At 41.0% G+C, this 24,307-nt stretch carries 35 protein-coding genes; 18 read left to right on the plus strand and 17 right to left on the minus strand.

Features of this window, described 5'->3' with window-relative positions:
- Positions 1–312: 312 nt before the first annotated feature.
- The 4 genes from H6G96_RS31900 to H6G96_RS31915 all read left to right on the plus strand — a co-directional run bounded on the left by H6G96_RS31900 (position 313) and on the right by H6G96_RS31915 (position 5,303).
- Positions 313–528, plus strand: a complete 216-nt coding sequence (locus H6G96_RS31900; RefSeq protein ID WP_190917236.1) for a hypothetical protein — start codon at positions 313–315, stop codon at positions 526–528.
- Positions 525–800 carry a hypothetical protein gene (locus H6G96_RS31905; protein ID WP_190917107.1) on the plus strand — a complete coding sequence of 92 codons (276 nt, stop codon included), beginning with the start codon at positions 525–527 and terminating at the stop codon, positions 798–800. The genes H6G96_RS31900 and H6G96_RS31905 overlap by 4 nt, the downstream gene beginning before the upstream one ends.
- Complete coding sequence (locus H6G96_RS31910) at positions 797–4,651, plus strand: plasmid replication protein, CyRepA1 family (protein WP_190917109.1); 3,855 nt, start codon at positions 797–799, stop codon at positions 4,649–4,651. Before H6G96_RS31905 ends, H6G96_RS31910 begins: the two co-directional genes overlap by 4 nt.
- Positions 4,652–4,823: 172 nt before the next feature.
- Entirely contained in the window at positions 4,824–5,303 is a 480-nt protein-coding gene (locus tag H6G96_RS31915; protein ID WP_190917111.1) for a hypothetical protein, read from the plus strand.
- A 153-nt stretch (positions 5,304–5,456) separates the two neighbouring features.
- Here H6G96_RS31915 and H6G96_RS31920 read toward each other — a convergent pair whose 3' ends face one another.
- Positions 5,457–5,843 carry an HNH endonuclease gene (locus H6G96_RS31920; protein ID WP_190917113.1) on the minus strand — a complete coding sequence of 129 codons (387 nt, stop codon included), beginning with the start codon at positions 5,841–5,843 and terminating at the stop codon, positions 5,457–5,459.
- 73 nt (positions 5,844–5,916) lie between these two features.
- On the minus strand, positions 5,917–6,564 hold the full coding sequence (locus H6G96_RS31925) for a hypothetical protein (protein WP_347242300.1): 648 nt from the start codon (positions 6,562–6,564) through the stop codon (positions 5,917–5,919).
- Positions 6,565–6,812: 248 nt separating this feature from the next.
- Between H6G96_RS31925 and H6G96_RS31930 the strand changes: the two genes are divergently transcribed.
- The 3 genes from H6G96_RS31930 to H6G96_RS31940 all read left to right on the plus strand — a co-directional run bounded on the left by H6G96_RS31930 (position 6,813) and on the right by H6G96_RS31940 (position 9,809).
- Complete coding sequence (locus tag H6G96_RS31930; protein WP_190917117.1) at positions 6,813–7,055, plus strand: helix-turn-helix transcriptional regulator; 243 nt, start codon at positions 6,813–6,815, stop codon at positions 7,053–7,055.
- Positions 7,056–7,464: 409 nt separating this feature from the next.
- Positions 7,465–8,634 carry a hypothetical protein gene (locus H6G96_RS31935; RefSeq protein WP_190917121.1) on the plus strand — a complete coding sequence of 390 codons (1,170 nt, stop codon included), beginning with the start codon at positions 7,465–7,467 and terminating at the stop codon, positions 8,632–8,634.
- A complete protein-coding gene (locus H6G96_RS31940) occupies positions 8,631–9,809 on the plus strand; it encodes a glutathionylspermidine synthase family protein (RefSeq protein WP_190917132.1) in 1,179 nt (392 codons plus the stop codon). Before H6G96_RS31935 ends, H6G96_RS31940 begins: the two co-directional genes overlap by 4 nt.
- 268 nt (positions 9,810–10,077) lie before the next feature.
- On the opposite strand, the gene H6G96_RS31945 is transcribed toward H6G96_RS31940, so the two are convergent.
- The gene (locus tag H6G96_RS31945; RefSeq protein WP_190917136.1) at positions 10,078–10,302 is read right to left on the minus strand and encodes a hypothetical protein; all 225 of its coding nucleotides are present in this window, start codon (positions 10,300–10,302) and stop codon (positions 10,078–10,080) included.
- 233 nt (positions 10,303–10,535) lie between these two features.
- Between H6G96_RS31945 and H6G96_RS31950 the strand changes: the two genes are divergently transcribed.
- The 3 genes from H6G96_RS31950 to H6G96_RS31960 all read left to right on the plus strand — a co-directional run bounded on the left by H6G96_RS31950 (position 10,536) and on the right by H6G96_RS31960 (position 12,738).
- Entirely contained in the window at positions 10,536–10,802 is a 267-nt protein-coding gene (locus H6G96_RS31950) for a hypothetical protein (protein WP_190917139.1), read from the plus strand.
- A 722-nt stretch (positions 10,803–11,524) separates the two neighbouring features.
- The gene (locus H6G96_RS31955) at positions 11,525–12,454 is read left to right on the plus strand and encodes a tyrosine-type recombinase/integrase (RefSeq protein ID WP_190917152.1); all 930 of its coding nucleotides are present in this window, start codon (positions 11,525–11,527) and stop codon (positions 12,452–12,454) included.
- 89 nt (positions 12,455–12,543) lie between these two features.
- Positions 12,544–12,738 (plus strand): hypothetical protein, encoded by a 195-nt coding sequence (locus H6G96_RS31960; RefSeq protein WP_190917154.1) that lies wholly within the window; start codon positions 12,544–12,546, stop codon positions 12,736–12,738.
- 138 nt (positions 12,739–12,876) lie between these two features.
- On the opposite strand, the gene H6G96_RS31965 is transcribed toward H6G96_RS31960, so the two are convergent.
- Positions 12,877–13,392 carry a hypothetical protein gene (locus tag H6G96_RS31965; RefSeq protein ID WP_190917156.1) on the minus strand — a complete coding sequence of 172 codons (516 nt, stop codon included), beginning with the start codon at positions 13,390–13,392 and terminating at the stop codon, positions 12,877–12,879.
- A 125-nt stretch (positions 13,393–13,517) separates the two neighbouring features.
- Here H6G96_RS31965 and H6G96_RS31970 point away from each other — a divergent pair, with 125 nt between their 5' ends.
- Positions 13,518–14,375, plus strand: coding sequence for a DNA/RNA non-specific endonuclease (locus H6G96_RS31970; protein ID WP_190917158.1), 858 nt, complete (start codon positions 13,518–13,520; stop codon positions 14,373–14,375).
- 5 nt (positions 14,376–14,380) lie between these two features.
- Here H6G96_RS31970 and H6G96_RS31975 read toward each other — a convergent pair whose 3' ends face one another.
- Entirely contained in the window at positions 14,381–14,785 is a 405-nt protein-coding gene (locus H6G96_RS31975; RefSeq protein ID WP_190917159.1) for a nuclease A inhibitor family protein, read from the minus strand.
- A 60-nt stretch (positions 14,786–14,845) separates the two neighbouring features.
- A complete protein-coding gene (locus H6G96_RS31980; RefSeq protein ID WP_190917162.1) occupies positions 14,846–15,193 on the minus strand; it encodes a hypothetical protein in 348 nt (115 codons plus the stop codon).
- Positions 15,194–15,279: 86 nt separating this feature from the next.
- On the opposite strand from H6G96_RS31980, the gene H6G96_RS40940 reads away from it, so the two are divergent.
- Positions 15,280–15,423 (plus strand): hypothetical protein, encoded by a 144-nt coding sequence (locus H6G96_RS40940; protein WP_206757683.1) that lies wholly within the window; start codon positions 15,280–15,282, stop codon positions 15,421–15,423.
- A gap of 125 nt (positions 15,424–15,548) precedes the next feature.
- Here the strand turns inward: H6G96_RS40940 and H6G96_RS31985 are convergent, their stop codons facing one another.
- Positions 15,549–15,935: a hypothetical protein gene (locus H6G96_RS31985; protein WP_190917164.1), complete on the minus strand. Its 387-nt coding sequence runs from the start codon at positions 15,933–15,935 to the stop codon at positions 15,549–15,551.
- Positions 15,936–16,141: 206 nt separating this feature from the next.
- On the opposite strand from H6G96_RS31985, the gene H6G96_RS42540 reads away from it, so the two are divergent.
- Positions 16,142–16,276, plus strand: a complete 135-nt coding sequence (locus H6G96_RS42540; RefSeq protein ID WP_277932999.1) for a hypothetical protein — start codon at positions 16,142–16,144, stop codon at positions 16,274–16,276.
- A 77-nt stretch (positions 16,277–16,353) separates the two neighbouring features.
- On the opposite strand, the gene H6G96_RS31990 is transcribed toward H6G96_RS42540, so the two are convergent.
- The 4 genes from H6G96_RS31990 to H6G96_RS32005 all read right to left on the minus strand — a co-directional run bounded on the left by H6G96_RS31990 (position 16,354) and on the right by H6G96_RS32005 (position 18,025).
- Positions 16,354–16,719: a clan AA aspartic protease gene (locus H6G96_RS31990; protein ID WP_190917166.1), complete on the minus strand. Its 366-nt coding sequence runs from the start codon at positions 16,717–16,719 to the stop codon at positions 16,354–16,356.
- On the minus strand, positions 16,716–16,988 hold the full coding sequence (locus H6G96_RS31995; RefSeq protein WP_190917168.1) for a hypothetical protein: 273 nt from the start codon (positions 16,986–16,988) through the stop codon (positions 16,716–16,718). The genes H6G96_RS31990 and H6G96_RS31995 overlap by 4 nt, the downstream gene beginning before the upstream one ends.
- A 288-nt stretch (positions 16,989–17,276) precedes the next feature.
- The gene (locus H6G96_RS32000; protein WP_190917170.1) at positions 17,277–17,426 is read right to left on the minus strand and encodes a hypothetical protein; all 150 of its coding nucleotides are present in this window, start codon (positions 17,424–17,426) and stop codon (positions 17,277–17,279) included.
- A gap of 242 nt (positions 17,427–17,668) precedes the next feature.
- Positions 17,669–18,025 carry a hypothetical protein gene (locus H6G96_RS32005; protein WP_190917172.1) on the minus strand — a complete coding sequence of 119 codons (357 nt, stop codon included), beginning with the start codon at positions 18,023–18,025 and terminating at the stop codon, positions 17,669–17,671.
- A 171-nt stretch (positions 18,026–18,196) separates the two neighbouring features.
- Between H6G96_RS32005 and H6G96_RS42545 the strand changes: the two genes are divergently transcribed.
- Together H6G96_RS42545 and H6G96_RS32010 are read left to right on the plus strand one after the other, a co-directional pair.
- Positions 18,197–18,328, plus strand: a complete 132-nt coding sequence (locus H6G96_RS42545; RefSeq protein ID WP_277933000.1) for a hypothetical protein — start codon at positions 18,197–18,199, stop codon at positions 18,326–18,328.
- Complete coding sequence (locus tag H6G96_RS32010; RefSeq protein ID WP_347242301.1) at positions 18,325–18,612, plus strand: 3'-5' exonuclease; 288 nt, start codon at positions 18,325–18,327, stop codon at positions 18,610–18,612. Before H6G96_RS42545 ends, H6G96_RS32010 begins: the two co-directional genes overlap by 4 nt.
- 110 nt (positions 18,613–18,722) lie before the next feature.
- Here the strand turns inward: H6G96_RS32010 and H6G96_RS32015 are convergent, their stop codons facing one another.
- The gene (locus H6G96_RS32015) at positions 18,723–19,274 is read right to left on the minus strand and encodes a hypothetical protein (RefSeq protein WP_190917174.1); all 552 of its coding nucleotides are present in this window, start codon (positions 19,272–19,274) and stop codon (positions 18,723–18,725) included.
- 61 nt (positions 19,275–19,335) lie between these two features.
- On the opposite strand from H6G96_RS32015, the gene H6G96_RS32020 reads away from it, so the two are divergent.
- The gene (locus tag H6G96_RS32020; RefSeq protein WP_190917176.1) at positions 19,336–19,506 is read left to right on the plus strand and encodes a hypothetical protein; all 171 of its coding nucleotides are present in this window, start codon (positions 19,336–19,338) and stop codon (positions 19,504–19,506) included.
- 20 nt (positions 19,507–19,526) lie between these two features.
- On the opposite strand, the gene H6G96_RS32025 is transcribed toward H6G96_RS32020, so the two are convergent.
- The 4 genes from H6G96_RS32025 to H6G96_RS32035 form a co-directional block, all read right to left on the minus strand.
- A complete protein-coding gene (locus tag H6G96_RS32025; protein WP_242063480.1) occupies positions 19,527–19,691 on the minus strand; it encodes a DUF3696 domain-containing protein in 165 nt (54 codons plus the stop codon).
- A complete protein-coding gene (locus tag H6G96_RS40945; RefSeq protein ID WP_206757684.1) occupies positions 19,618–19,935 on the minus strand; it encodes a hypothetical protein in 318 nt (105 codons plus the stop codon). Before H6G96_RS40945 ends, H6G96_RS32025 begins: the two co-directional genes overlap by 74 nt.
- Positions 19,936–20,208: 273 nt before the next feature.
- Positions 20,209–21,372 carry an HNH endonuclease domain-containing protein gene (locus H6G96_RS32030; RefSeq protein WP_190917178.1) on the minus strand — a complete coding sequence of 388 codons (1,164 nt, stop codon included), beginning with the start codon at positions 21,370–21,372 and terminating at the stop codon, positions 20,209–20,211.
- 17 nt (positions 21,373–21,389) lie between these two features.
- On the minus strand, positions 21,390–21,629 hold the full coding sequence (locus H6G96_RS32035) for a hypothetical protein (protein ID WP_190917180.1): 240 nt from the start codon (positions 21,627–21,629) through the stop codon (positions 21,390–21,392).
- Between the two features lie 8 nt (positions 21,630–21,637).
- Between H6G96_RS32035 and H6G96_RS32040 the strand changes: the two genes are divergently transcribed.
- Together H6G96_RS32040 and H6G96_RS32045 are read left to right on the plus strand one after the other, a co-directional pair.
- On the plus strand, positions 21,638–22,603 hold the full coding sequence (locus H6G96_RS32040; RefSeq protein WP_190917182.1) for an HNH endonuclease: 966 nt from the start codon (positions 21,638–21,640) through the stop codon (positions 22,601–22,603).
- Complete coding sequence (locus H6G96_RS32045) at positions 22,600–22,887, plus strand: hypothetical protein (RefSeq protein ID WP_190917183.1); 288 nt, start codon at positions 22,600–22,602, stop codon at positions 22,885–22,887. The genes H6G96_RS32040 and H6G96_RS32045 overlap by 4 nt, the downstream gene beginning before the upstream one ends.
- A gap of 97 nt (positions 22,888–22,984) precedes the next feature.
- Here the strand turns inward: H6G96_RS32045 and H6G96_RS32050 are convergent, their stop codons facing one another.
- Positions 22,985–24,298, minus strand: coding sequence for an NF041680 family putative transposase (locus H6G96_RS32050; protein ID WP_190917185.1), 1,314 nt, complete (start codon positions 24,296–24,298; stop codon positions 22,985–22,987).
- Positions 24,299–24,307 lie beyond the last annotated feature (9 nt).

Below are 24,307 nucleotides of genomic sequence, written 5' to 3' on the forward strand. Positions count from 1 at the left end.
TCTTAACAACTTATCACAGTTTTTCTATTGAGCTTTTATTGTGCAACTCTTGAGAAAAGAAAAGCAAGTATTCTCTCTTGCTATCTACTTGTATAAAAAAATGCTAGCTACATAGCCCTAAGCTTTTTGAGTGCGATCGCGGATTAATCCACAGTAAGCACAAAGATACGCTTTCCAGGCGTACCACCAAGACTTTGCAACCAGCAAAGCTAAAAATCAATTTCTTATTTCAAGCTTACTGGATTAACCTATTAGAACGCAAAACTTAAAAATCTAGGGCTGTTCACCACTACAGGACAGGAACAGCCGAAAATGACAAACGCCGACTTTGTGAGAGTACGGCGCTATTCAAAACCAAGTTGTAATAGCGCTATTGTACCACAAGAGAATTCCCTCAATCAATATTTGTTATCGATTCATGGACATCAATTAACTGAAGTAATTGGAAGCATCGAAAGTACTGGTATCACAGGCGATTTAGCAATTTTTATGCTGGCTAACCTTCAAAGTTTGGAGGTGGGAGCATGAGAGAAAGTTGTCAGCACTGCGGCTTTGAATTTCGGCTCAATGTCGTTAGCGATCGCCAAACAGGTGCAAAATACCTGAGAGCCGGTTGCTGTGATGCTTTGTTGCGTCCGTGCCCTGACCCGGATGAGTTACTGCGATCGGCTAATCTTACTCCTTCGGAGCGCGAATATTTACAGCGAATAGCAAACCTTGGTTGGTTTAGCGGTAAAGTTGCTTTTGTGCTTCTCCAAATCGAAGCCAAGGCTAAGGCATCTGGAGGGGTAGCAGTATGAGTAAGTTTACTCCCTCCTCTCCAAGCCAGGAATGTCCAGTGTGCGGCGATATCTCCGGTAAATGCCGCCACGGTGATGAAATTGATCTATGTATGTCCTTTGCCAATGCCAAGCTTGGCGAAATCATAAATGGCCATAAGCTCCTTAAACAGAGTAAAGATGGGATGTGGGGAGTTTTCAAGCTTGATAATAGCCAAGAATGGAGTGATGAACAGCGAGAGCAGTGGCGATTAGACAGAGAGCGCAGAAAGCAACAGCAGAAATTCGAGAATGACTTACGCAAACAAAAATCGCTGTCAGCTATTGAAAAGCATGAAGAATACCAGAAATTCCTTGATGAACTAACACTTCACCCAGAAGACGAAAAAGAATTATTGCGTCGCAGGTTCACTCACCGAGAAATTGAATTAGGTGGTTGGAAGTCGGTAGATCGATATCACGAGCTAAAGCAAAAATATAGCAATTTACTTCCTGGTATCTCACCTGATGGTCAAGTAATTCTCACAAATTCCGGTTGGCTATGTCCGGTCAGGAATAAGGACGGATTAATTGTAGGTATCCAAGTTCGATTAAGGGTAGTGCCTATAGGTGAGGGGCGATATCGCTGGTTATCCTCCAAAACTAAACAAAATCCAAACGGGCAATCACCTCATGTTTACCCACTAGGGGCTAATGATGGTGAATTGCCTTTAGCGTGTTTCTACCCCGAAGGAGAGCCAAAAGGGATTGCTTTGGCAGAAGGAGTTGGAGTAAAACCTTTTTATGTTGCCCAACGATTGGGGATGTTGACATTAGGAGGAGCCGGTGGGCAATGGGCATCTAGTCCCGTGACCTTCAAAGAATCGCTCGACCATTTTTCTGAGAAGATGGACGGATTGAAGTCTATTACCCTATATGTTGATGCCGGAGATGTTCTCAACAAATTAGTAATAGACCGATGGCAGAAAACAGTTCAGCTACTAGAAGAATGGGGCTGGACTGTTCATATTGCTTGGTGGAGTCAAGTCACCAAAAAAGATGATGATATTGATGAACTGCCACCCGAAAAAATTAAAGATATCGGCTACATCACGCCAGATTATTTCTGGCAATTGGCCAAGCAAGAAAGGCGAAAGCTTTCTTTAACCAAAGTACTACTTGAGGATGAAAATCTACCTGTTGGTCATGCTCAAAATTGGCAGATGTGGTTAAATTCTCGAAAATACACTCCTGATATCATCGTTAACCAAGATGAATTTAAATTCCCGGAAATCCCAGAATCTAATGTAATTATTGCTGTTAAGTCGGGGCTTGGAACTAACAAAACAGGAGCAATGATTCTCAAAATGCTAGAAGCTAGTAAAGGCGTAAGACTTATTGGTTACAGAAACAATTTGCTATTTCAAACCATCTGTAGGGCAACTGGCAAAGTCAAGCTTTACCATTTAAATGGAGAAGATGCAGGAAATCTAATACCAGATCAGGACACACACCTAGTATTTTGCCTTGATTCAATAGCAAAAGTGGATGGCTATTTTACAGGAAGAGATATATATCTAGATGAAGCTTGCTCTGTTCTTTTACACGCCGTAAATGGGGGAACACTGGGGGATAGCCAAGCCAAAATAATCAAAATATTTACACGAGCGCTAGAGGTGTGCAATCGAATATTTCTCTTGGATGGCAACCTATCGGATATTTACGTCGATTTCGTTGCTAAGATAGCCCGAAACAAGCGAGTAATCAAGATTGAGAACCAAAAGAAAATTCCACCACACAATATCAAATTTATTGTAGGTATTGACCCCGAAGGGGAAATTAAAAGGCGCGATAAATCAGCTTTAGTTAACTACATTTGCTCGGAAGGAGTCACGCCCTGGATCGCGTGTGATTCCAAAGAATTTTCAAAAGTTTTAGATAGGCTCCTCAAAGACTTAGGTCGGTTTGGATTCTGCTTAAATTCTGAAACTGCTGGTGAAGATTGGGCGAAAGAATTTATGCAATCTCCTGACTTATTCATCAAATCTCGTCAGCCTGATTACATGATAGTGTCGCCCACAGCCGAAAGTGGAGTAAGCGTAACAGCAAAACATTTCACGGACAAAATGACATTTTTTGTAGGTGTTCAGGCGACTAATGCCCAACATCAACAGATGTTTAGACTTAGAGATAATTCAATCCCTCACTATGTAGTTTGCCCTGAGTATTCGTCAATTCAGGATAGGTCAACGCCCAAAACCTATCAACCAAAAAGATATTTAGAAATTTTAGAAGATCGAATAAATCAATCAGCGATGATGGCTGCATACGATTCAGGCAATCCCGAACGAGTTACGGAAGTGATTACTAAAGCTCTTGCAAGGAATCAGGATGAATGGTGGCATTTGGCAGGTCAACTGGGAGCGCTGGATCATTTTGAAATGCAAAATCTGAGATTATGCCTAATTCATGCATTAGAAGAGGCTGGACATAATGTTGAAATACTCGAATGGGAAACTAGCAAGGAGTTTACAGAGTTGATCAAGGAAGTTAGGGAAACAGTTCAACTAGAACACGCGCAAGAAGTTTTCACAGCAGAACCTTATGGCACACTTGAAGAGGCTAATAAATTAGCAAAATTAAATCAACGCAAGCCTGTACAAAGAAGAATTGAGAAAACACGGTTTTTGGATAGGTTGCCAGGTATTGAAGAAAGCGAGGTTTACAGTGCAGATTTTATTTACGAAACTTATATCAAAGACAAACACTTTATCACTCAACAGCAACGGTTTTACTTTGTAAATAATTTTGAAATTTCTCAAAAGCGGAATGAAGTTGATTGGTTTTATCAAGCCACGGCTCAAGACTTCTTTAGCGCTCGAATGAAAAAAATGTCTCACTTGGATATTTGGGCTTTAAAAAAATTAAATATACTGCAATTTACAAGTGGTGAATGGCATAAAGATATGCCAGAAGTAATTGCTTTTATTAAGGAAGCGCGATCGCCTGAGATCGTAAAAGCTTTGAATATAAGCCCAAAACCAGATTCAGCAAAAGGGGGGGAACGAATAGAGTATATTTCTAAGCTGCTAGAACTTATTGGCTTAAAATTTGCAAAACCTGAGCAAAGAATGATCGATGGGATAAGGCGAAGGGTTTACACTGTTAGCTCTGAAATCATAAATGACCCTAATCGGCTAGCGGTGTTAGCAGCAGTTGAAAAGAAAATGGATTGGTGGATGGCGGAAAAGAGCCAGGTGCATTGGTCAGAACAACCACTGGAACAAACCATCGCTCAAAATTCTACCCTGCACACGACCCCCCCAACTTATATAAACCAGGGGGGTGGTGTGCAGTTTGAAAACCCAGAGCAGCAAACCGAAATAGGTAATTCTACCCTGCACACGACCCCCCCAACTTATATAAGCCAAGGGGGTGGTGTGCAGCCTGAAAATCTAAATTCTTCCTCCGAAACGAATACGTCTTCCCTACACACCACCCTCCCAACTTATATAAACCAGGAGGATGGTGTGCAGTTTGAAAATCAACACTCAACAGAACAATTAGCACAGCAGGCGATCGCGGTTGAGTTACAGCCAGTATTGTCTACTTTGAAAGAAATCAAGTTAGCTGAACTCAAAGTTTGCAATTCAGAGGTCAGCGAAGGAACCGATAACCATTTACCGCTATGGTCTGGGGTAAGGCTGAGATTACAGCAGGGTTTAGAGAGCGCTGGTAGGTTTTATCAAGAAACGGTTTTGGAAATTGGGGAGACCATTGGGGTCGCTGAGGGTGAGCCATTCTGGAACGGATGCTTAAGTCGCTGGCACGTCGTTGTTAACTTTCCCTGCGGATGTAAATCGGTTGCCTGTGATTGGCTAGCGATCGCCTAACATCTCAAATTTCAAAACCTATTTTCAAAATATATGACACTTGAAGCTAACAGATGATGAAACTCTGGTGAATCAAAATTGTGTCATATTGAGTCAATAAATGTTCATCTGGTGTCAAGAAATATTCATTTTGTGTCGCTTATCATTAAAAATGAAATATTTCTGATTCAAAATGAGTAAAAAAATCAAAGAACTTGACTCAAATGACTTCCATATTGCTGAATTGTTAGCGCGAGGAGTAACTGAAGCAGAAATTTTATCTGTTTATGGTAAAAGTCGTAGTTCCTTACAACGGTTGAAGGCAAGAGAAGATTTTCAATTATTAGTGCAAGAGGCAAAAGCAAACTTAAAGATAGCGATCGCTGAGGTTTCTTATGTTTCCAACAGAGAACAGCACTTACAAAAGCTAGAGCGATTTAGGGAGAATCGTGAAAAATTGGGGATGGAACTAGTAAAAACTGGCTTAAAGCTTCTTAAATTAATTAATCAACGCCTTGAAAATGCTGAAGCCAATGATTTGTCACCTAACCAAATTCCTTCTCATTTAAAAGGCGTTTGCATGGCTTTCGATTCTGGATTTAACATGACTGCTCAAGCTCTTGGTATAGAGAGAATGCTGGAGATATTCAATCAGATTGAAATTGAAGAGTAGCGATCGCAGCCCTTTACGCAAGACAATTATCCATGTCCAAAGTTCTTCCCCTTCGAGGAATGTACGAAATTTTGCACATTGTTGATATTAGTTAGTGTATGGGGCGATCGCCATTCAATAGGAGAAATATGTATCTCTTTGAAGGAGACACAATTAATCCCAAACAAAGTTTTTCCAGTTAACTGGGATTAAGCCCTTTGTGACTAATCTGCTTTTCATTCCCTCGTGTTTTTGATCAAGTCTAAGGGCATGACAAATGGGGCAAAGGGTTCTCAAATTTGAAGCGTGGTTGCTGCCGCCAGATGATAATGGACGAATATGGTCAATGTGGGCAGTTTTCAGTTCTATTTCCCCCATGCACAGACCACTGTTTTTGGGAGGTGAATCTGTTGGACTTTGACAAATACCGCGATCGCGGTTGTAAATGCTTTGGCGCGTAACTTTCCATTGTTCTAGTGGCTGGCGTCGCCACCAAAAAACAGGAAGGTTTGGATGCTGACGACGTTGCTTGATTTGTAAGTACAAATTGCTTGATAACATGACTTGACTTGACTTAACTTGGCATGACGTGACTCAACGTAACTAAACGCGACTGGACTGGACACAACATATACTAGAGAATGGCAAAACTAGTCACATCAAACCGCCCATAGCCAATGCTTCCTCTCCCATCGCCAATGCCGACTAAAGTACCAGCATTAACGATAGCTGTCTCTAATGACTTTCTATCAACGACGACAGAATCCCACAGAATAGTAAACGAGCAGCGCCACCCAGGTTTGACTACAACACGATAGCGGATATTTCTGGCTTTAGTAGATGGGTTACGAACACCAATTACTTCCACATAGCTATCCGGTAGTTTCTCATTTTTAACAGTTCCTGCTTCAACTATCTGAGGAGGATCTGGCAGTTTTATTGGCTGGGAGGCACTATTTTGGATATAAATTTGATCGTCCATTACTTGTAAAGTACTAGCAATATCTGCAAGAAAGTTACCCTTACCACGCTTAACTGTTTTACCGCCATTTTTGATTGCGCCAAAAAAGTAAGTTGGCAGCAGAAATAGTTGCCTCTCCTCGTCCATCAAAACCGTTTTTTTCCATTCATTGGGACTGTTACCAGCAACACCATCTTTCTCTTTAGCTTCTAACGGCAATGCGTCAATGCCAAAGTGGTGTATTGCAAGTGTCCTGGTTCCCAGAACCGTGACTTCTGCTTGCAGAATATTTGCCATATTTAGGGAGACTAGGAATGACACGAATCAGCCTCATTGATGATTCACATCAACGAGATACCAAAGAAATTAAGTTGCAACAACAAACAGCGATCGCTTGATCGCTATCAAGCTATTACTACATAATTAGTTAAGTCGTTTTGGCTAAGTTGTTTTGGGACTAAAAGGCGGTAGCTGCGTTTTTTCGGGACGGTTGCTATCGTCAATATAGTTATTTAACCAAATCTACTTAGCTACGTCAATTAAATTAGCTAAATTGGTTTAACTACAAGATGTCAAAGCAGGGAAATAGTGAACCCAAGGTAATTTCTAAGCTTGCAGAATACAGGAAAAGGAAAGGGTTAAGCCAGGATGACTTGGCTCAACAGACTGGATTAACCAAAACAACTGTTCAAAATTGGGAGAACGGTAGAAATCTGGGTGCTGTAATCAGGGTTCTCAAAGTATGCCAGAGGCTCGATGTTGATATCAGGGAGCTTTTTGACTTAAAAGATACCAACGATGAAGTCCCTTGAGCGATCGCCGACAACTAGACCCAATTTCAACTTGATGAGCAAGTAAGTCAGCATGTAGCTACCACAACAAGCGCCATACTAAGGCTGATATCAAAACAGCTATCAGTTTGTAGTCAAGCAGGAACCCGCACAGTGTGGGTTCCGTAATAGCAGGGTGGTAGAGATGGAACTACTATTTTCTTCCTACATTAGAAGTCTTTGCGGCAGCTGTGGGGAGGATTACCCGGATATGGTCTGGTTGAGTAACTTCTGCTTCTAAATTTCTACACTTCTGGTGGCAAGCACTCTCTATGAATGAGTATCGCTTCAGTTTCCCTGTTCAATAATCCACCACTCGCTAATTTCGTGTTCAAACTTGATAAATAACGGGAACAATAATTATGTAGATGTATAAATATATAAAATAACAATGAGTGGAAAAAAGAAACCCTGGCTGCCTATAGTTATTGCAGTATTTTTAAGTTGGTTTGGCGTTAGTAAAATCCTGCAAATTACGAAAGATTATTCAGCACATCAACAAGCAATTACCGATGTGCAGGTAATTGTTAATGAAAATAGTAATATTAATAGTATTCCCAATTTGGATGCTTTAAAAGCAAACCAAACCAAGATACAGCAAACCATTGAAAAGCTAAAACTAGTTCCAAATCTACCAGGATATCCATATCAGAATGCCCAAAATCAAATATCACAGTTGAATCAATTACTCGCTCAAGTTGACTCGAAAATCCAGGTTGAAGAAGCAGCTTTAACTAATTTACAAGCCGCACTGAAATTAGATGAGGAAGCAGCAATACTAGTCCAAGATAAAGCTTACTCAAATAATTGGCAAGAAGCGAAAGGTAAATGGCAGCAGGCAATTAGCATTTTAGAAAAAATTCCTACAGCTACATATGTTTCCGATACAGCAAAGCTTGGAATATCATCTGTAAAACGCAACTTTAATGATGTAGATAAGGTGATTACAAGTGAAGAAAAATCACTTCAAAACTTTTCATCAGCAGTTGAATTAGCTCAAAAAGCTACTAACCTTACTAAAGATACTACATTAATCACATTACCTGAATTATTGAATGCAAAGTTGCAATGGCAGCAGGCAATTAATTTGCTTGTAAATGTTTCTTCGATAACTAATCTATCTTTTAAAGCACAATCGCAACTTAGCATTTATCGCAATAATTATCGCCAAGTTAGTAATGCAATTGATGAAATTAAAAAATGTCTAACACAAAAAACTAGTTTTGAGAGTGAGTGTACAGCAAGCGTATCGTTAGATATTAGCCCTCCTGAAACCCTAACCGCATTGCTCGAAGATATCAAAAAAGAAGAAGATGCTAATAATCAAATTGCTTCTTCTGAATTTAACAGTACATCTGGTACTTCGTCAGATACTTCAGACGACTCTAGCAGTAGTAACTATAGCGGCTACAGTAGTGGTTATCGTAGCCATTCAGGTTCAGTTTTCGTACATGGATACACTCGTAGAGATGGAACTTACGTCAATAGTCACACCCGCAGCGCTCCAAGTTCTCGTGTAAGTGGTTTTGGTAGTTTTCGTTCTGGAGGAGCGAGTTCATGAACGATGTTAGACATAAGTTTTACCAGCAGCATCAAGATATATTTAGCTGGTACGATGCCGATGAATATGCTTGCTATGAGGTGTTAATGGTTGCACCGGAAACCATAGAAAAAATCAAGCAAGCAGCAACAAGAGTTTGGCAGGTTTTAAACCATGCGGCTCTGGTTATGAAACAGTTTGATGAACGGACCCTAATTGAATTTGATTATCCTCAATCGACCCTACGATTAATCAAAAATAATAAGCAAGTGCCTTTTATTGCTCGATGCGATTTTGCAGTTGTTGGTGATAATATCTACCTGCTTGAATGTAATGCGGAAGTGGCGACTTTTATAGTCGAAACATTCAAAATAAATGGGATAGTCGCTAAACATTTTGGGAAATTAGACCCGAATATTAACGCTGAAGCAGTTCTTCAAATAGGGCTTAATCAATATATTGAAGAATCTGCAAAATATCTCAATAAATCTCCTGAAGACTGCAATATTATCTTTGCAGCCCTATCTGAAGCTCTCGAAGATATTGGTACTGTTGAATATTTAATGTCTTTGTGCCATTATCAATCTGCTTTTTGTCCAATCGAAAGTATTGCAATGGATGAGGATGGCTGCTACGACCATAGGGGTGAACCAGTCGATATAATCTACCGCATATACCCAACAGAATGGATGGTAGAAGATAAAGACCCCGAATTTGGAGTAAGTCTCTGGGATTATTTTGAACCATTAGTCTATTCAAGGAAGGTAGCTTTAATTAATCCTGTCAGTGCTTTTGTAATGCAAAATAAAGCATTAATGGCTTTAATTACAGAATTAGGAGTTGATTTTTTTAGTCAGAATAAGTTGGCAGGATTTGAACATTTTCTACCTACATTTATGGAACAAGATAAAATAAATCCTCCCTTAGTGTCAAAACCCACCTGGGGGAGAGAAGGGAGAGAAGTTAAAGTCATTAAAAGTAATCAAGAAATAGCTTTTAACCCAGACCCTGAGTACGCTTATTTTGCTAAAATTTACCAAAAATATGCTGATTTACCAATTATCAAAGTAGAAGGAGAAGAGTATAGATTGCAATTATCTTGCTTTTTAATCAATGGCGTTGCTGAAGGAGTGGCAGCAAGAATTGGTAAAGATGTGATTAATAATAACTCGAAATTTCTGCCAATTGGGTTTTAAGGGGAGAAGTATAGAGCGACGAATTATTTGACCAAAACGGCAGATTTTTTGTCAACAATCCAAATTCTTCTACATTGCTTGTTCAAGCAATTTCTATAGCTTCATATCAGAAAGGCTAAAAATCAGATTCCTCTAAAGCGAAGCTTACAAGCTTGAGGAACTTGACAAATTATTTGTCGCTGTGGTCAAACAATCTGTCGCTCTACAGATGCGAAGCATAAAAAAATATAAACCCACATTATTGCTGAATGTGGGTTTGGCACAGAAATTAGCCTAATTTACCAATCATCTGATCTAATTGTTCAGTAAAATCAGAACAGCTTAAGTTAGAAATCTTGTACACATAAGGAAAAGTTTCAGCACGTTCTAAAAGTTTTTGCTTATACAGAAACCTTATATGATGCTTTGTGGTTACAGCATTAATGCCAGATTTCTCAGCTACTTGATTTACTGACAACCAAATATCAGATGACTCTTTTAATGCAGAGTACACCTTTAGCAAGTGGTAGCTAATTTTTTTCACGTTGTTGACTTAGTAAAGTTTACCCTTACCTTGCCCTACCAAAAAATTTACAGGTGAAGTGGTTTTAATAAAACCAAACCTAACCATACCACGCCCAGAAATTTATACTATCACGAACAGTAAAAACAAGCAAGACAACCGCCTTAGCCTTTGAGAATAATATCCGCAGGTCTTATCAAGCAATCTGCTTATATAACGATACTGTGGCAACTGGAGACGGCGATCGCCTAGCAATTACTAATCAAGCACTCAGGGATTTATCAGGCTGTAACGGCTTGCTGGTACGTGACTGGATTGAACAGCACAAGGACGAAATAATTGGCCATAGCTCTAAGTTCTGCATGGAAAACAAAAAAGACCTCAGTAATCCTGCCAGCTATGCCAACAAAGGGAAAGACACAGATAAAATTCTGTTGCTGATAAACGATGAGTTCCTTAGTGGGGAAGGCTTTAAGGCAGGGAGAAACTAAAGCGATGTGCGTACAGGCGGGGGAGCGTAGGCGTAACTCGCCGCAGGCATATCGATTACGCAGAGAATCAAAAACAACGGGATATCACAGAACTCTAAATTCTATTTAATTTACACGCGATCGCACTTCCCCAACACCCGATACCCAATGCCCTAAAAATATATTGGAGGTTTGGGTTTTTGGTAGTCATAGTAATTAGTAATATCTATATATATAGAGGGCGTAACTACGGTATCAAAATCTGATACAAAATGCGGTTATTCTCAGTGGTGGCTACCCGAATTGTATAAAAGCTAGCATTGCTAAAGCAGTACAGGGATGAGGTGGCGGCGTGCCTTGCCATCTGGAAAAATAAGGCGCGAAGTTTTCTCTAAGAATTTTGGGAAAAGGAGAGGTAGGATCGCCGCCGATGTGTGATATCAATCTTGATATCAATATTCTACCTAGATGCTAGTAAGGGTGGGGCTTTTGAATGTCCCTTGAGCTTGCGATCAAGAAAAAAAAGTAATGCAAATTAGCGATTACCCTTGCTAATAGTAGGACAATGGATTTAAGTATATATACCTGAAATACCTCCCACTGCTGCTGTTGGGGACTTTTGTCTGAGTCAAGACTGAAATTGGTAAAGAATTTCCAAGAAATGATCCTGGTGTAGCGTTAGAGGTGTATGTGTATGAAGGAGACAAAATTGCACTTTTGTCTGTTTCAGATCCGCGATAATTATGACACCAGTAGTAGTAGTCAACAAGAGAGGTAAGCAGCTAGCTCATTTGGCGCCAGTCGATGCCCAACAGCGCTTAGTTCAATTGTGGCTGCATGATAAGCCTCAAAGTACCCAGAAATGTTATCGGCGGTATGCGGCGCAGTTCACCGGATTTTTGGTAGGAGTCAACAAGGCTCTAGCTCACACGAGCGTAGAAGATTTGGTGGAGTTTTCTGAGTATTTGCATAACCGGGGATTGGCTGCGCCTACTATTCAAACCTATATCGCGGCGGTTAAAAGTTTGCTGTCGTTTGCTTATAAAACTGGTTACATCAAGCAAAACCCCGGTGCTGCTATCAAGTTAAAGAAGCTTGATCAGCGATTGCACTCAAAAGTGTTGACTCTAACTGATATCGCTTTGATGATTCGGCTGACAGAACGGGCCCAATATCGTTATAAATCTCAACAAATACGGGATGTTTTGATATTGAAGCTTTTATATGTGGCTGGGTTGCGGGTGTCGGAGTTGGTAGGGCTGAGGTGGAGAGATTTTACAGAGCGCGATCTGACCGGACAAATTACCGTTGTGGGTAAAGGCAACAAGTCCCGTCATATTTTACTGCCGGAATATTTGTGGCACGAATTGATAGATTACAGGAAAGACGCGCCCAAGGATGCTTATGTTTTCAAGAGCCGCAACGGGAAAAATAAGCCGCTTCATCGTCAAAATGTTGATCCTATTATTAAAGATGCAGCGGAACGGGCGGGACTGATGGAGAAAGTTAGTTGTCACTGGCTCAGGCATAGCCATGCGACGCACAATGCTGAGATGCTTACTCCAGTTCCGTTAATCCAGCAAACAATGGGTCACGCTGATATTTCCACAACGGCAGGTTATATTCACATTCGTCCAGGTGACAGTAGTGCTTTACATTTGCCACGGGTTTAAATACAGACTATTATTCTGTTGTTTATGAAGAGAATTCAAACAGACTACCAAGAAACAGACTACTAAATGTAAAACCACCATTTTTTACAATGCTTAACGACTTAAGTTTTCAGGCAGCTAAGAACAACAAGCTGTTTGTGGAGCTATTGCTTAATTTTTACCTAGACGCTGATACTACAGAGCGGCAGAAGATTGAGCAGATATTGCTGGAGAACAAGAATCAAAATTCAGGGTATCTCGTAGTAGAAAGTCTGCGAAAGATAGCAGCTTCGAAGGGATTGTAAGTTATTCGGGCGCTCTGCCAATTCTGTCCGCGCGATTGTCCAAGGGATAGTGCTAAAGGCAATGGCAACCACAGAAAGATTAGCGATCGCTAATTACTATCGGGACTTAATTAAACCTGATTGCGGAGACAGTTGAAATTATTTCACCGGATGGTAAAGTTCGGTTTTATCATTCCATTCCCACGCTGTACTCATGGGGTCACGGTTACGCGACCAACTGATAAATTCTTTGACGCTCTTGTTTTCTCTTTCAGTGATGAGGCTTTGGGGAGTAACACCGAGTCTTGGAGCAAGACTTTCATTTGTCCTGGGTTGCAATTCAACTTGGGGCTGTTGGTATGGGTGCGCTTGTCTTCGAGGTCTGGTGTTGCTGTATCTACGATCCGTGATTGCCTTCTCTATGAGTTCCAACTTCTTGGTAATTGTTTCTAGTTTAGTGTCGAGATGGGATTCCAGATTTTCTAGCTTCTGATCAAATCTGCCAGAATTATTGATATCAATCTTGCTATCAAACTTAGATATTAATTCCTCTAAGCCTTGCAGCAAGGGAATTGTATGCCCCTCTCTGTGCAGTTTGGATAGTTGGCGTACTGCTGCAATTAAGGCAGTAGGGACGCGAATCATTTCGCTTGCTGGGGTCTTGTCGTCAGCCATTTGATATCAGTTTTGATAGCAATGAACTGATGATAGATGAAAAGCTACGCTCTTATAGACAAAAACTGGACATCCCCTCAAAAATGATGATGATTAATTTAATCTGCAATCTTTTTCTAAAATTTATGCGTTTAATCATCAGTCGTTTTCAGGCTTTGGCTCTTGCAACTGCACTAATTGCTCTGTTGGGATGTTCGCCAGCGCAAACCCAGGTGCCAACAACAGAAAAACCATTACAGCCAACGCCGATTGTACCTACCTCAATAAGCCCTCATCTGATGCTGGGAAATCCCAGCAGTGCAACCCCCACAAAGCTTACGCCTGATAATTACCTCATGGTAAAAAACCAGTACGCACTTTCCTACAATCAAAGCAAGGGAACTGCTAACTGGGTAGCTTGGCAGCTTAACAAGTCATGGCTGGGTGATGCAGAGCGCCAAAATAACTTCCGCCCTGACAGCACACTACCTGCTGGTTGGGTGCGGATAACTCCCAGTGCTTACACAGGCTCAGGATATGACAAAGGGCATATTGCACCATCGGGCGATCGCACCAAGACGGTAGAGGATAATGCTGCCACTTTCCTGATGACCAACATGATGCCGCAGACACCGGACAACAACCGGAACACTTGGGGGAATTTAGAAGACTATTGTCGAGAACTGGTAAGCCTTGGAAAAGAACTTTATATTGTAGCTGGGCCTTTTGGTAGTCTTGGCGAACCTCTAAAAGGTAAGGTGACGGTTCCTCAAACTACTTGGAAAGTCGTTGTTGTACTAGACAGCCCTGGCTCTGGGCTTGAAGGTATTACCGCCAATACTCGCGTCATTGCAGTTAACATTCCCAACCAAGAAGAATTAAATAATGATTGGAGAGCTTACAAAGTCAGTGTTGACGAATTAGAAAAAATCACAAACTATGATTTTCTTTCTAATGTATCCCCAAATATTCAGGAAGTTATTGAAAGTAAGGTAGATTCGTAAACAACTCAAGTTTCTACAACTTTGGTTGATAGTCCAGCGCTGTCACCCGTTGGAGTCTGCCCAACAATATAAGCATCAACCTCTACCGTGCCGAGCCGATACACTTGTAAGTTGCTTAGGTTGGTTTTAAGTGTCTGCACAAGATTCTGAAATCGTTTGACGGTTGCTTTCTCTTCTTCCTCATGCCAATCTTCTGCTGTCGTTGACACACTGAAAAAATCATCAAGTGATGCGACCTTAACGGGTGTATTTTGATTATGATTTGTTTGCTGTAAAACTTTTTCAGGTGTTAATAATCCAACCCCTGACCACAAAAAAACTTCAAATGGATATTCCGACTCGCTCATAAATAATAAGCCGTCGGATGCAAGTTTTAGCTGGTCTAGGATTTCTGAATTAGTTTTAGTCATTGTAGGGTAATAATACAGTGATCGCACCGAACAAAGTATCATCCCAAAAGCTGAAAAACCCTATATCGAGTCATCCATCCACCCACATTCCGGGCAATCCCAATGCACCCGTGCTGTGTAGTCGCGGTCAAACTCATGCTCGCACTGAGGACACTTGCCAGTAAACATAGGATGGGTATCTAGCAGTTCTAGCTGTTGCTGTTGCGTCAATCGCTGTTGTGGTTGCAGTATTAATTCACCGTTGTAATAACTGGCCCCCTCCGGTTGCCATAGTTCTGCTGGTTCGGCGTTGGGGTCAAGTCGAAAGTCCAAACAACTATCACCGTCTACCCCATCAGGGTGAACGACACAGACGAGGTGAGGGTTGTGTGAGTAGAGAAGGCAGCGAGCGCAGTCTGGAATTTTCATAGTACCAGTGTACTGCTTTGAAGCAAGCGATGCCTGCGGCGGGCTAAATCCCGCGAACGGGTTTAATTTATTTGAAAGTTTGCAAAATGCAGAGAAATTCAACTTTGCGCCTGTTTCAATCCCGCGCTCATAGCAGCGCTGCACGTTGCAGTAACTTCCGACTTCAACTTACAACTTCACTTACTAGTTGGTGGAAGTTAGAAGTTGCGATTGCTGAACCGACCCTTTGAACCGCCCAAGCATCCAACTAACGGGGAGCATAGCGATTTTGGCAACGATTCAGAACCAAACCGGAATGCAGGTTTTACAAACATCCTGCTCAATGCCTAATAGCACCTACTTTTAAAACATCCTCTTAGGGACTACAACTAATGGATTGAGTACCATTAGTTTCAATTGAAACATTTACTTTATATTCTGCTGGACATGTTTCAATTGAGTTACCTTTTCTAAGTTGGATTTCCTGTGAAAGCTGGCAACCTGTAAACTGTGCTTTCTCATCAAAAGATATAAATTTTTGGGCTTGGCAATAAAAATTAGATAACCCAGAACTGGGGCTGGAAACCTGGACGTTCGTATCTTGTCCAAGAATACAACTTGCCAACGAACCATTGGAATAATTATGAATTGTCCCACCTTCACATGTAACTGACGCAATTGCAGGTAGAGAAACAGCAAAATTGATTGAAAATAAACCAAAAGTTGAAGTTAAAACAGCCAAAACTTTAGACGAAAATTTCATAAAATCAATACTGACGAAAAAAGTAAAATTTGTTACTTCAGTTCTACTTTCTCCCTGATAAAGACTGATACAGCAAAGGCACTGATCTTGCTTTAAAGTTTCTGTGAGCTTGGGCTGCAATCATCGGCTGTCTTTGTACGTCAGCCAACAAAGAAAGCGTTAAAATCCGCTCTGAAAGGTAGTTTTCAGCCTTTTTACCTCAAAAAATGCCCAAAAAACATTTTCGCTGTATGGTCGCGCCAGTTTACAAACCACCAGACATCCTTTGCCCATGCCAAGATAGAGCGATCGCAGTTGGTACTTGCCGGAGTAAGTTTGTATATATGCTTTGTCTATATTAATTTCTATATTAATTTCTATATAGGATAATTGAACTTATTCTAATAATTTAGAACCTTACCAAACAAGAATTAATCGATTAGAGTTTCTTTAAGGAAACTAAACCATTGTCTTGAAAATCTATTTCTAGATGATATCCTGCCATCAGAGAAGTCCCAAGCAAGGGTTTATAACCAGCAGCTAAAACTGGAATTAATTTTTCTATACCGTCCCATACAATTGTTGCCAAATGTATAGATAATAAAGCTTGACTACCGTCGGCTAACCTTGCTTCGGTACTAGAATACAAGGGAAGATTCATAGCACTGACTGCCTGTGATGGTAAAGTAAGATGGTCATTAAATCCAGTATCAATGACAAAATCCAAGTTAAAATCTGGCTGCGAAGGTAAACGAAAAACCACTGGAACTATTGCCCTACCATCGATTACTTTTCCATAAATCATTCAGCAATACGCTCCATTGCACCACCAAAGCTTACAGCAACATCATAACCAATCCGTATAGTAAACAATCTAGCATTAGGGTTTTTCTGTTTTAACTTTAACGCTGTCTCTACACCAGTTGGATCAATCCCATATTCACCAGTAAGAGCATCAATCACAATCATCTTGCCGATATTGTCACCAGACTCGACATTTTGACGAATACCGTTTTCGTAAAACTGTTTAGCTCTTAGGGCTACTTCTTCTACACTCCAGAAAATTGATTGCATTACAATTACACCAAATGATTGCTTCTGAAATCATTGTAGTTTCAGAACTATATAAAGGCGTTTATTGTTCTTAACAGGTAGCCAAAAATCTTTGGTCATGCCACAAACCTGGATTTTAATCCTTTTTACTCAAATAAGTTAAGTAATTAAGTAAATCATTAACTCTAAGCTCACTACCAGTGGCTAATCGCACTGGTAGAAAAAAAGCTGAAATTCTCCAAGTCCTTCAAGAGCAAGCGTTTGAGCAAATTGAGTTAAAAGAATAAGTTACTCAATTACTTAACTCAATTACTTATTATCTAGCTCAAAAACTGACTGGCAGCGCTCTTTGAATTCATCGCGTTCAGCTTTCCATTGCGCTTTGTGCTGTTCTGACCACTGAATTTCTGGAAAAATCCTACCCCGGCGTACTGCACGAGCAGACTTGGCTGAAGTCATAGTTAATTATCTGTTGAGTGCAATATCTATATTTTCCACCATTCTGGCAAGGGAAAAGCGATCGCGATGCAAGTGAGTATTTTATCGCCTAATGCTTGCACAAAAGTGTCATTTAAATCCAAAGCATCATAAAAATCTAATTCATCCTCAGTTGAGTGTAAATATTAACTAAGGATGAACTAGCTTTACAGATTTATTTTTAAGTAATTATAGTTTGACTAAATGGGAATGCAATTTAGCATTTAAATTCCTAAACGTTTGCATTCGCTATCCATTAATTGATCGTACATTGCCAGTTTTGAGCGAATCGATTCGTACAATTTGTCTAAATGTTCGGGATCGCACTTGCACTTGTTGACCATTTGCTCAAACCATTTAAAACGCTTTTTGTCACTACGTCCAGCTTTGAAATCTACAAGAACACCCCAAAGGCATTCAGTTCCTGTAGTGGGTAGAAACCCCATTGAGACTGCCTCTTGTTGTGCAAAAAGGTTGTACCGTTGGATGATTTTGAGGTTGAGAGTCTCTTGTTGTGGTGTCATGGGTTTGGGGTCAAATCCATTCTTTTGGTTGCGTTGAATCTTACGACGTTTGGTCATATTTATTCCTCAATTTTTTATTTGAGATATGCAATCATATTATAGTACAAATGTACTATAAAAAAGAAAACTTATTTTTTGATAATTAACTTATGCGCGATTGCAACGGTTGTAGTTGTGATTTAAAAACGAGTATTGGGACACATTCACAAAGTCATTCCCAAAACGGGAATGATATTTGAGGACTTTGAGCAAGAAAGGGTGCATCACCGAACAGCACACCGCAGACATCGCTCTTTAGTTATGGGAGAAGCTGAGGCGATCGCATCTACAACGACTTCCAACAAGCCCAAATCCCAATAGAGTGGGTCAACGCCAGCAGTGATAGCCGCAACTATAACCCGGACGAACAAAGCATCAAACTCATAACCATGTACTCCAGCAAAGGGCTAGAGTTTCCAGTGGTGCTTATTCCCGGTATTGGTTTTATGCCTGACCAGTACAGTCACGGTACACCAGAAGAAGAAGCGCGACTATTGTATGTGGCGATGACACGGGCGATTGAGCAGTTGATTCTGACAAGCGATCGCTCCTCAGAATTTACCAGCCGTTTGGAGACAGTATTAGGTAAAGTGGCAGTAATTTGATTGTGTTTATCCTTCATTCAAGCGAGGAAAGCGATCGCTCTCTCCATCAAGAGAGGAAAAGTTAAGGATGCGTAGTTTACCAATCGCGCTCAAGGCTAAAAATAAGCAATTTAACCAAGATAAGGATATTGTGGCGGTTTGATTTTCAATAATTCTGTCCAGTATTTTATAGCATTATGTTTGGTGGTTTCGATGTCACGCGATTTGTGAACTCTGCCTATTTCCATTAGAAAATATGTAAGTTTAATAGCAGTAAGTAAGTTAATCAACCCTACCGCTTTAAAATGTTGTAAAAATAAGTGAATAATAGTTTGTAATTTTTGTTTATGACGAAAATACATCCACCATTTTATTTGATGTATGGCAATGCTGGTTTGATAAACTAATGTAGTTTCTACTTGGGTTAATTTATCTTTAGCTTGATAATAAAACTGCATTTCTTTGTCAAAATTACCTGCTTTCTGGGCTAAAGCAGCATCATCCGCTAATTGATAAGCCTGACTAATTAAGTTACCCGCCGTTTCTGCCTGCTGTTGAGTATAACCAAGTTTCATATATATAGTAGCTGCTGCTAATGCCAATTCTGTAAACTCCTCAGCATCATGTAACCAATATATTTGTGCTTGTAATTCCCCTAGTGTGGCTGCTAAAGTCTCATTCATAACTTTTCCTATAAAGCAATCTGGTAGTGATTGACCATAGCAGTATTTTAGGTGTTAGGCGATGCCTACTGCCTACGGCGGCAAGCTACGCGCCCCCCAATCAAGAGAGAAAATTAAGCAATTGCTCCTGTTGAATTTACCAGTCGTTTGGAGACAGCACTCTTCAAGGTCACAGTTAAAGCAACATAATTCAAGCGAGGAAACTTTATATATGGGTTATGATGAGCGATAGCAGCTTGCAACAGAAGCGAGTTATGATTTTGCAGGTTCTAATAAAACTATTAAACTGTTTTCCCATTCATCGAAGAAACCATCAGTCCATCGGTCAATTCTGCCGTCTTTATCAATGCGTGGTGATATAACTCTCTCGTAATCCTGGGAAGCATTTATCAATGAGTTCGTTGACTCTGGGATCATTGGCTATCTCTTTATCCCAATTAAAAAAAGTTTCTTCACCCTTTTCTTTAAGGTTCCTCTTGAGGTATTTTATAAGTTTTTGAGGTGTTAAATCATCTAAAAAATCATCTAAACTCTCTGTGTGATAAGCCTCAAATTCTTCAGATATACACGAGATTATACATGAGTAATCTAGGTTGAATTCAATATTTACGGTAATTCGTCTAATGTTATCGTTGTAATTGTAGACTTTTGGAAGTTTCATAAACGTTAATTAGGTAGGCGAGCGCTTACCTTTGTGATCAGTCGAATTTTTCAGTATTTCAAAAAGCGTTGGTGACAGCACCTCTAAGTCTATAGGTTGACCAGTGTAGATGACATCTATAAAGTCTTGAGGGTGAAAGATTCCGTGAGGAATACCATCTCCTTTTAACCAACCTCTACCAGAGTAACATTAAGCCGAATGGCATCCTTATGACGGTAAAGCCTAACTCTACTACTTCTGAAAACTGAACTTTGATATGTTATTGCCATATTGTCAAAAACGAGCTAGATTGCGAGACTCAGCAAAGATATTAATGAGGTCAACAACAGCAGTTGATAGTACACCAGGAAAAGAAGCGGTATCACCAAAGACAGTAGAAAATCTGATAGCCACATCTTCTTTAAGTGCTAGCGAGAGTGAACCTGATGTGATGTAGTTTCTGTAAGCTAACTCTAAATGAGGTTGAGCCAGATGTAATTTTGCCTGAGACGGTAAGCGATCGCGCTTGGTGTGTGAATTGAAATTAGGGTCAGCAGGTACTAAGTTCCAAAGTTCGTTAATCGGATAGAGAGATACAGGTAAAAGGTGGTCTAAATCATACCTGATACCATAACAAATGTGCTTTTGTGTCCAAGGGCAAACAAACTCTGTTCCTGACATCAACAGTACATCAACATGGTTGCGTTCCCAACTCAAAGGTCTGCGGTTGTCTGGTCTATCTGTTAGCAGCTGATAAATAAAACCTCGATGCACTTTAGTGTGATTTTCTTGTTGGACTTTTTCAGTAAACAAGCACCATTCATGAATACAAAGTGCTTCAATCCACAATGACATCTCCCCAAAAGTGTGCCACAGATCGGCTTGAATTACTAAGCATTTGTCTTCTGGTTTAGTACCTGGAATTGCTACAACTTGAGTGCTAAGTTCTGCATACTTTAAAGGTTTATCAAACACACTCCAGTGACCAAACCCTGCATATCTAACAGGCATTTCAATTGCTTTACTAATGGCAGTGAGGGCAGCTTGGTAGACTTGACGTAACGGTTTGGAGTAGGCAAGATATTTTCGCGGGACTCTCAACTCGTTGATGAGGAAAAAGCCATCGCTAGGGCTTGAGGTTCCGCCAACAATTGATTCCCATTCACAGCGTAGTTTCTCTAACTGAGGACGAAACGACATATCATTTCGCAATTGACCGTTCAGTGTTGCTCGTTGCCCTTGCAAGATAGGTTCGCGGGGTTTGACAAACGGCCAATAGTAAGCCACCCAAAACTGTGCTAGTAAACGCAAAGGAACTGCTACGTCTGCTCTTAGGTTCCGCAAATCAGGGAAGCTGAGGACAACATCATTAATCGCACGCAGCAAGGCAATTTTGTAGCTTGTAGCTTTTGTATCGTGCTTGAGAATTGTACTGATGATTTTGCTTCCCGATGACATAGCAAGGGTTAAAAAGGCTACTCTATAGTATTCCCGTTTTCATCCCGTTTGATTTCTACCACAGTGACATCAAAACTTTCCCATTCTTGGACTGTAAAGCCTGCCTCTGCTTCTTCAGGAAACCTAGTTGCCATTTTCTCCCAAGCTTCTTCTTCGCTTTCAGCCCAGATATAATGACCCTGGCGTTCTCTAAGGTCATCGCGCCCAGTGCAGTTGTGTAAGTATAATGCGTTACGTGTACAGCGATATTCTCTCATAACTGCGAATGGCCAAAGATTTAGCTTACTACGTTAAGAAATTTTCTCCAAAGTCTGTTGTTGGGAAGCTAGGCTTAAATGTTAGCCCTGGTGCGCCCAATAAACCGATTTTGCTTTTATCTATCATTGAAATGATAACTACTGGGCAAATAGTGAGAAACCAAATTCCTCTATCTGCTGAACTCATCGCCACATTTCTCAAACTGTGGAGCCACTTAGAACCAGTACGCAAGCCGGATATAGGCTTACCTTTTTACCACCTCATCAGTGACGGTTTCTGGTATTTTGAGATGAAACTGGGGTTTGAATCACTGATTGCTGCCAAGGTGAAAATCAGAACTCCCAGCACCATCAGGCAAACTGTAGAGTATGCTTACCTTGATGATGAACTCTGGTCACTGCTGCAAAACGAGAGCAATCGCACTGTACTAACCCACACACTAATTAATTCATGGTTTAACGAGCGTACACAGGATATCGAGTCATTATTGCAAGTCAACGCCTTTGCTGAACTACAAGACCAGTTGCAACGCACTGGTGGCAAGGTCTACCAACCAGAAGAATTAGAAGATGAACAAGCTGTAATTGTGCGAGATGGAGCTTTCCGTAAAATTGTAGTCTCAACTTACAATCAACGCTGTGCCTTTTGCGGGTTGCAAATACTCGACTCACTCGGTCAGAACATTGTGGACGGGTCGCACATCAAACCATTCTCCCAGTTCTACGACGACCGCATTGATAACGGGCTGTCACTGTGCAAAAATCATCACTGGGCATTTGACCGCTTTTGGTTCACCATTGATGAGGATTACACCATCATTGTTGCTGACAACCTGCGAGAGGAATCGCCCAACGCTAGACCGATGCGAGAATTTAGGGGCGATCGCATTATCTTACCCGCCCAGGAACAGTATTATCCTAGACTTGATTCACTACAATGGCATCGTGAAGAGTTTTCAAGGCGTGCTGCATGAGCAAAAAACCTAGAGGTTGGTTTAATGAAATTGTTATTCGTCCCGTTGTTCATGTAGACGGTTACGAAAGCTATGAAAAGATGTGCGGTATTGTTGCCGATATTTACTACTCTGCGGAGGAACAAAAGCTACTGCGCCAATTAAGGACTAATCCCGCAGAATCGATGTACATCACCCTGTACACCTTGTTTAAAGTAGGTCAAGCTAAATGTCCTGCTTATTGGGTGAACAAAGATTTACTCGAAGCATTACTGCAATCGGTTTTAACCTGGAGTTTGGACTAATTTGGATTCAACCAGCAATTAAGAGAACAGCAAGACAAAGTTACCCAACTTCCTGGAGAAACTGAGTCAAGTTGAATCATGAGAAAATCACCCGAAACTAAGCAGCAGTTGAGTCAGCTTTGTTAAGTGATTCTTCGGTTTTAGGTTTTTTAGATGCGTGTTTTTTGACAGTAGGATAACGCTTACGCGAAGGTGGCTGATGCCCTTGGGCACGGCCAGGTGATTTACCGCGAGTTTTCGGGGGTTGAGCAGGAGTGCCAATAGTGGCTAAAATTAGGGGAAAGGCTTGTGCTACACGTCCTGGAGACAGTTTATCCTGAGTCGATTGCCAGGGCAAGGGGGAATCAATACAGGCAAGTCTAGCCAGCCATAATTGCCAAGTTAACAATGGCATCAGGTCACTCCATCGCTCTGCTGCCTGCGTAGAACCAAATTGAGGATGTGTCCAATATAATCTCTGCTTGGCAAATCGATACCAATGCTCTAGAGCAAAGCGGCGAAGGTATTTTTGCCAGAGATCGTCTAATGGAGGCATTGTCTGACCCAACCAAGCTAGCCATAAGGGTTGGAACTTACGATTGCGTCCAACTGGTTTGATGACCTCGACGCGAATGATTTCCATTGCTCGATTTGGGGATTGAAGGAAATGAAATCCGCTCCAACGCATTACTTTAACTTGACCGAATTTTAGGTCTTCAACTTCTAAAGTTTCAGTTGCCACGGGCCAAGTTTGGGGGTCATTGAGCTTAAACTTATGACCATGCTTACAAGGTGCGCCTCGTCCTTTGTAAGTACCGGGTGTACCCCATACACATCGGTTAGATGCTAAACGCAACAACAGGTCTGCATCAATTTTCTCCGTGGCTTGGACAAATTTGGCGTTGCCGTAGCCTCGGTCATAAGCAGCAAGCGGTCTTTTTTCTAGTTGCCGACTTACAAGTTTTAGTTGAAATGCTGCCCTACTCGTTGGCGTTTCAAAGCTGGTGATCCGTTCATGTCTTAATGGCAATGCCCAACTCCCATCTGCCTCTGGTATCCAAGCTAACGTACTGTAACTTTGTCCAATACCTACACCAACTCCTCTCTCCCCATGAAAAGTTCTTTCCTTGAGTGTCTTGGCGTCTGGTCTTGGCCAAAAGGTATGATCTCCTGCTAAAAATGGTTGTGCTTCTGTTTTTACCTCCTCTATCAGTAAATTCAGCAACTTTCTTTTCTGTGGGCGACTATCATGCAGTGCTGCATATATACTCGGCCATTGCCTCCGAAATACTGGACTTTGGGACAAGCTTACAAATGATTGAATGCTTGGGCTGGTCAATACTGCATCCATCAGTTCAAATACGGCATCTTTCGCTTTACCTAAACAATCGTAGATTGCTTGCCGGAATTCTTCTAATTGTGTCAGGATCATCACGTCAAT

Origin of the sequence: Nostoc sp. FACHB-892 (assembly GCF_014698795.1) — a bacterium.
In the GTDB taxonomy this organism is placed as follows: Bacteria; Cyanobacteriota; Cyanobacteriia; order Cyanobacteriales; family Nostocaceae; genus Nostoc.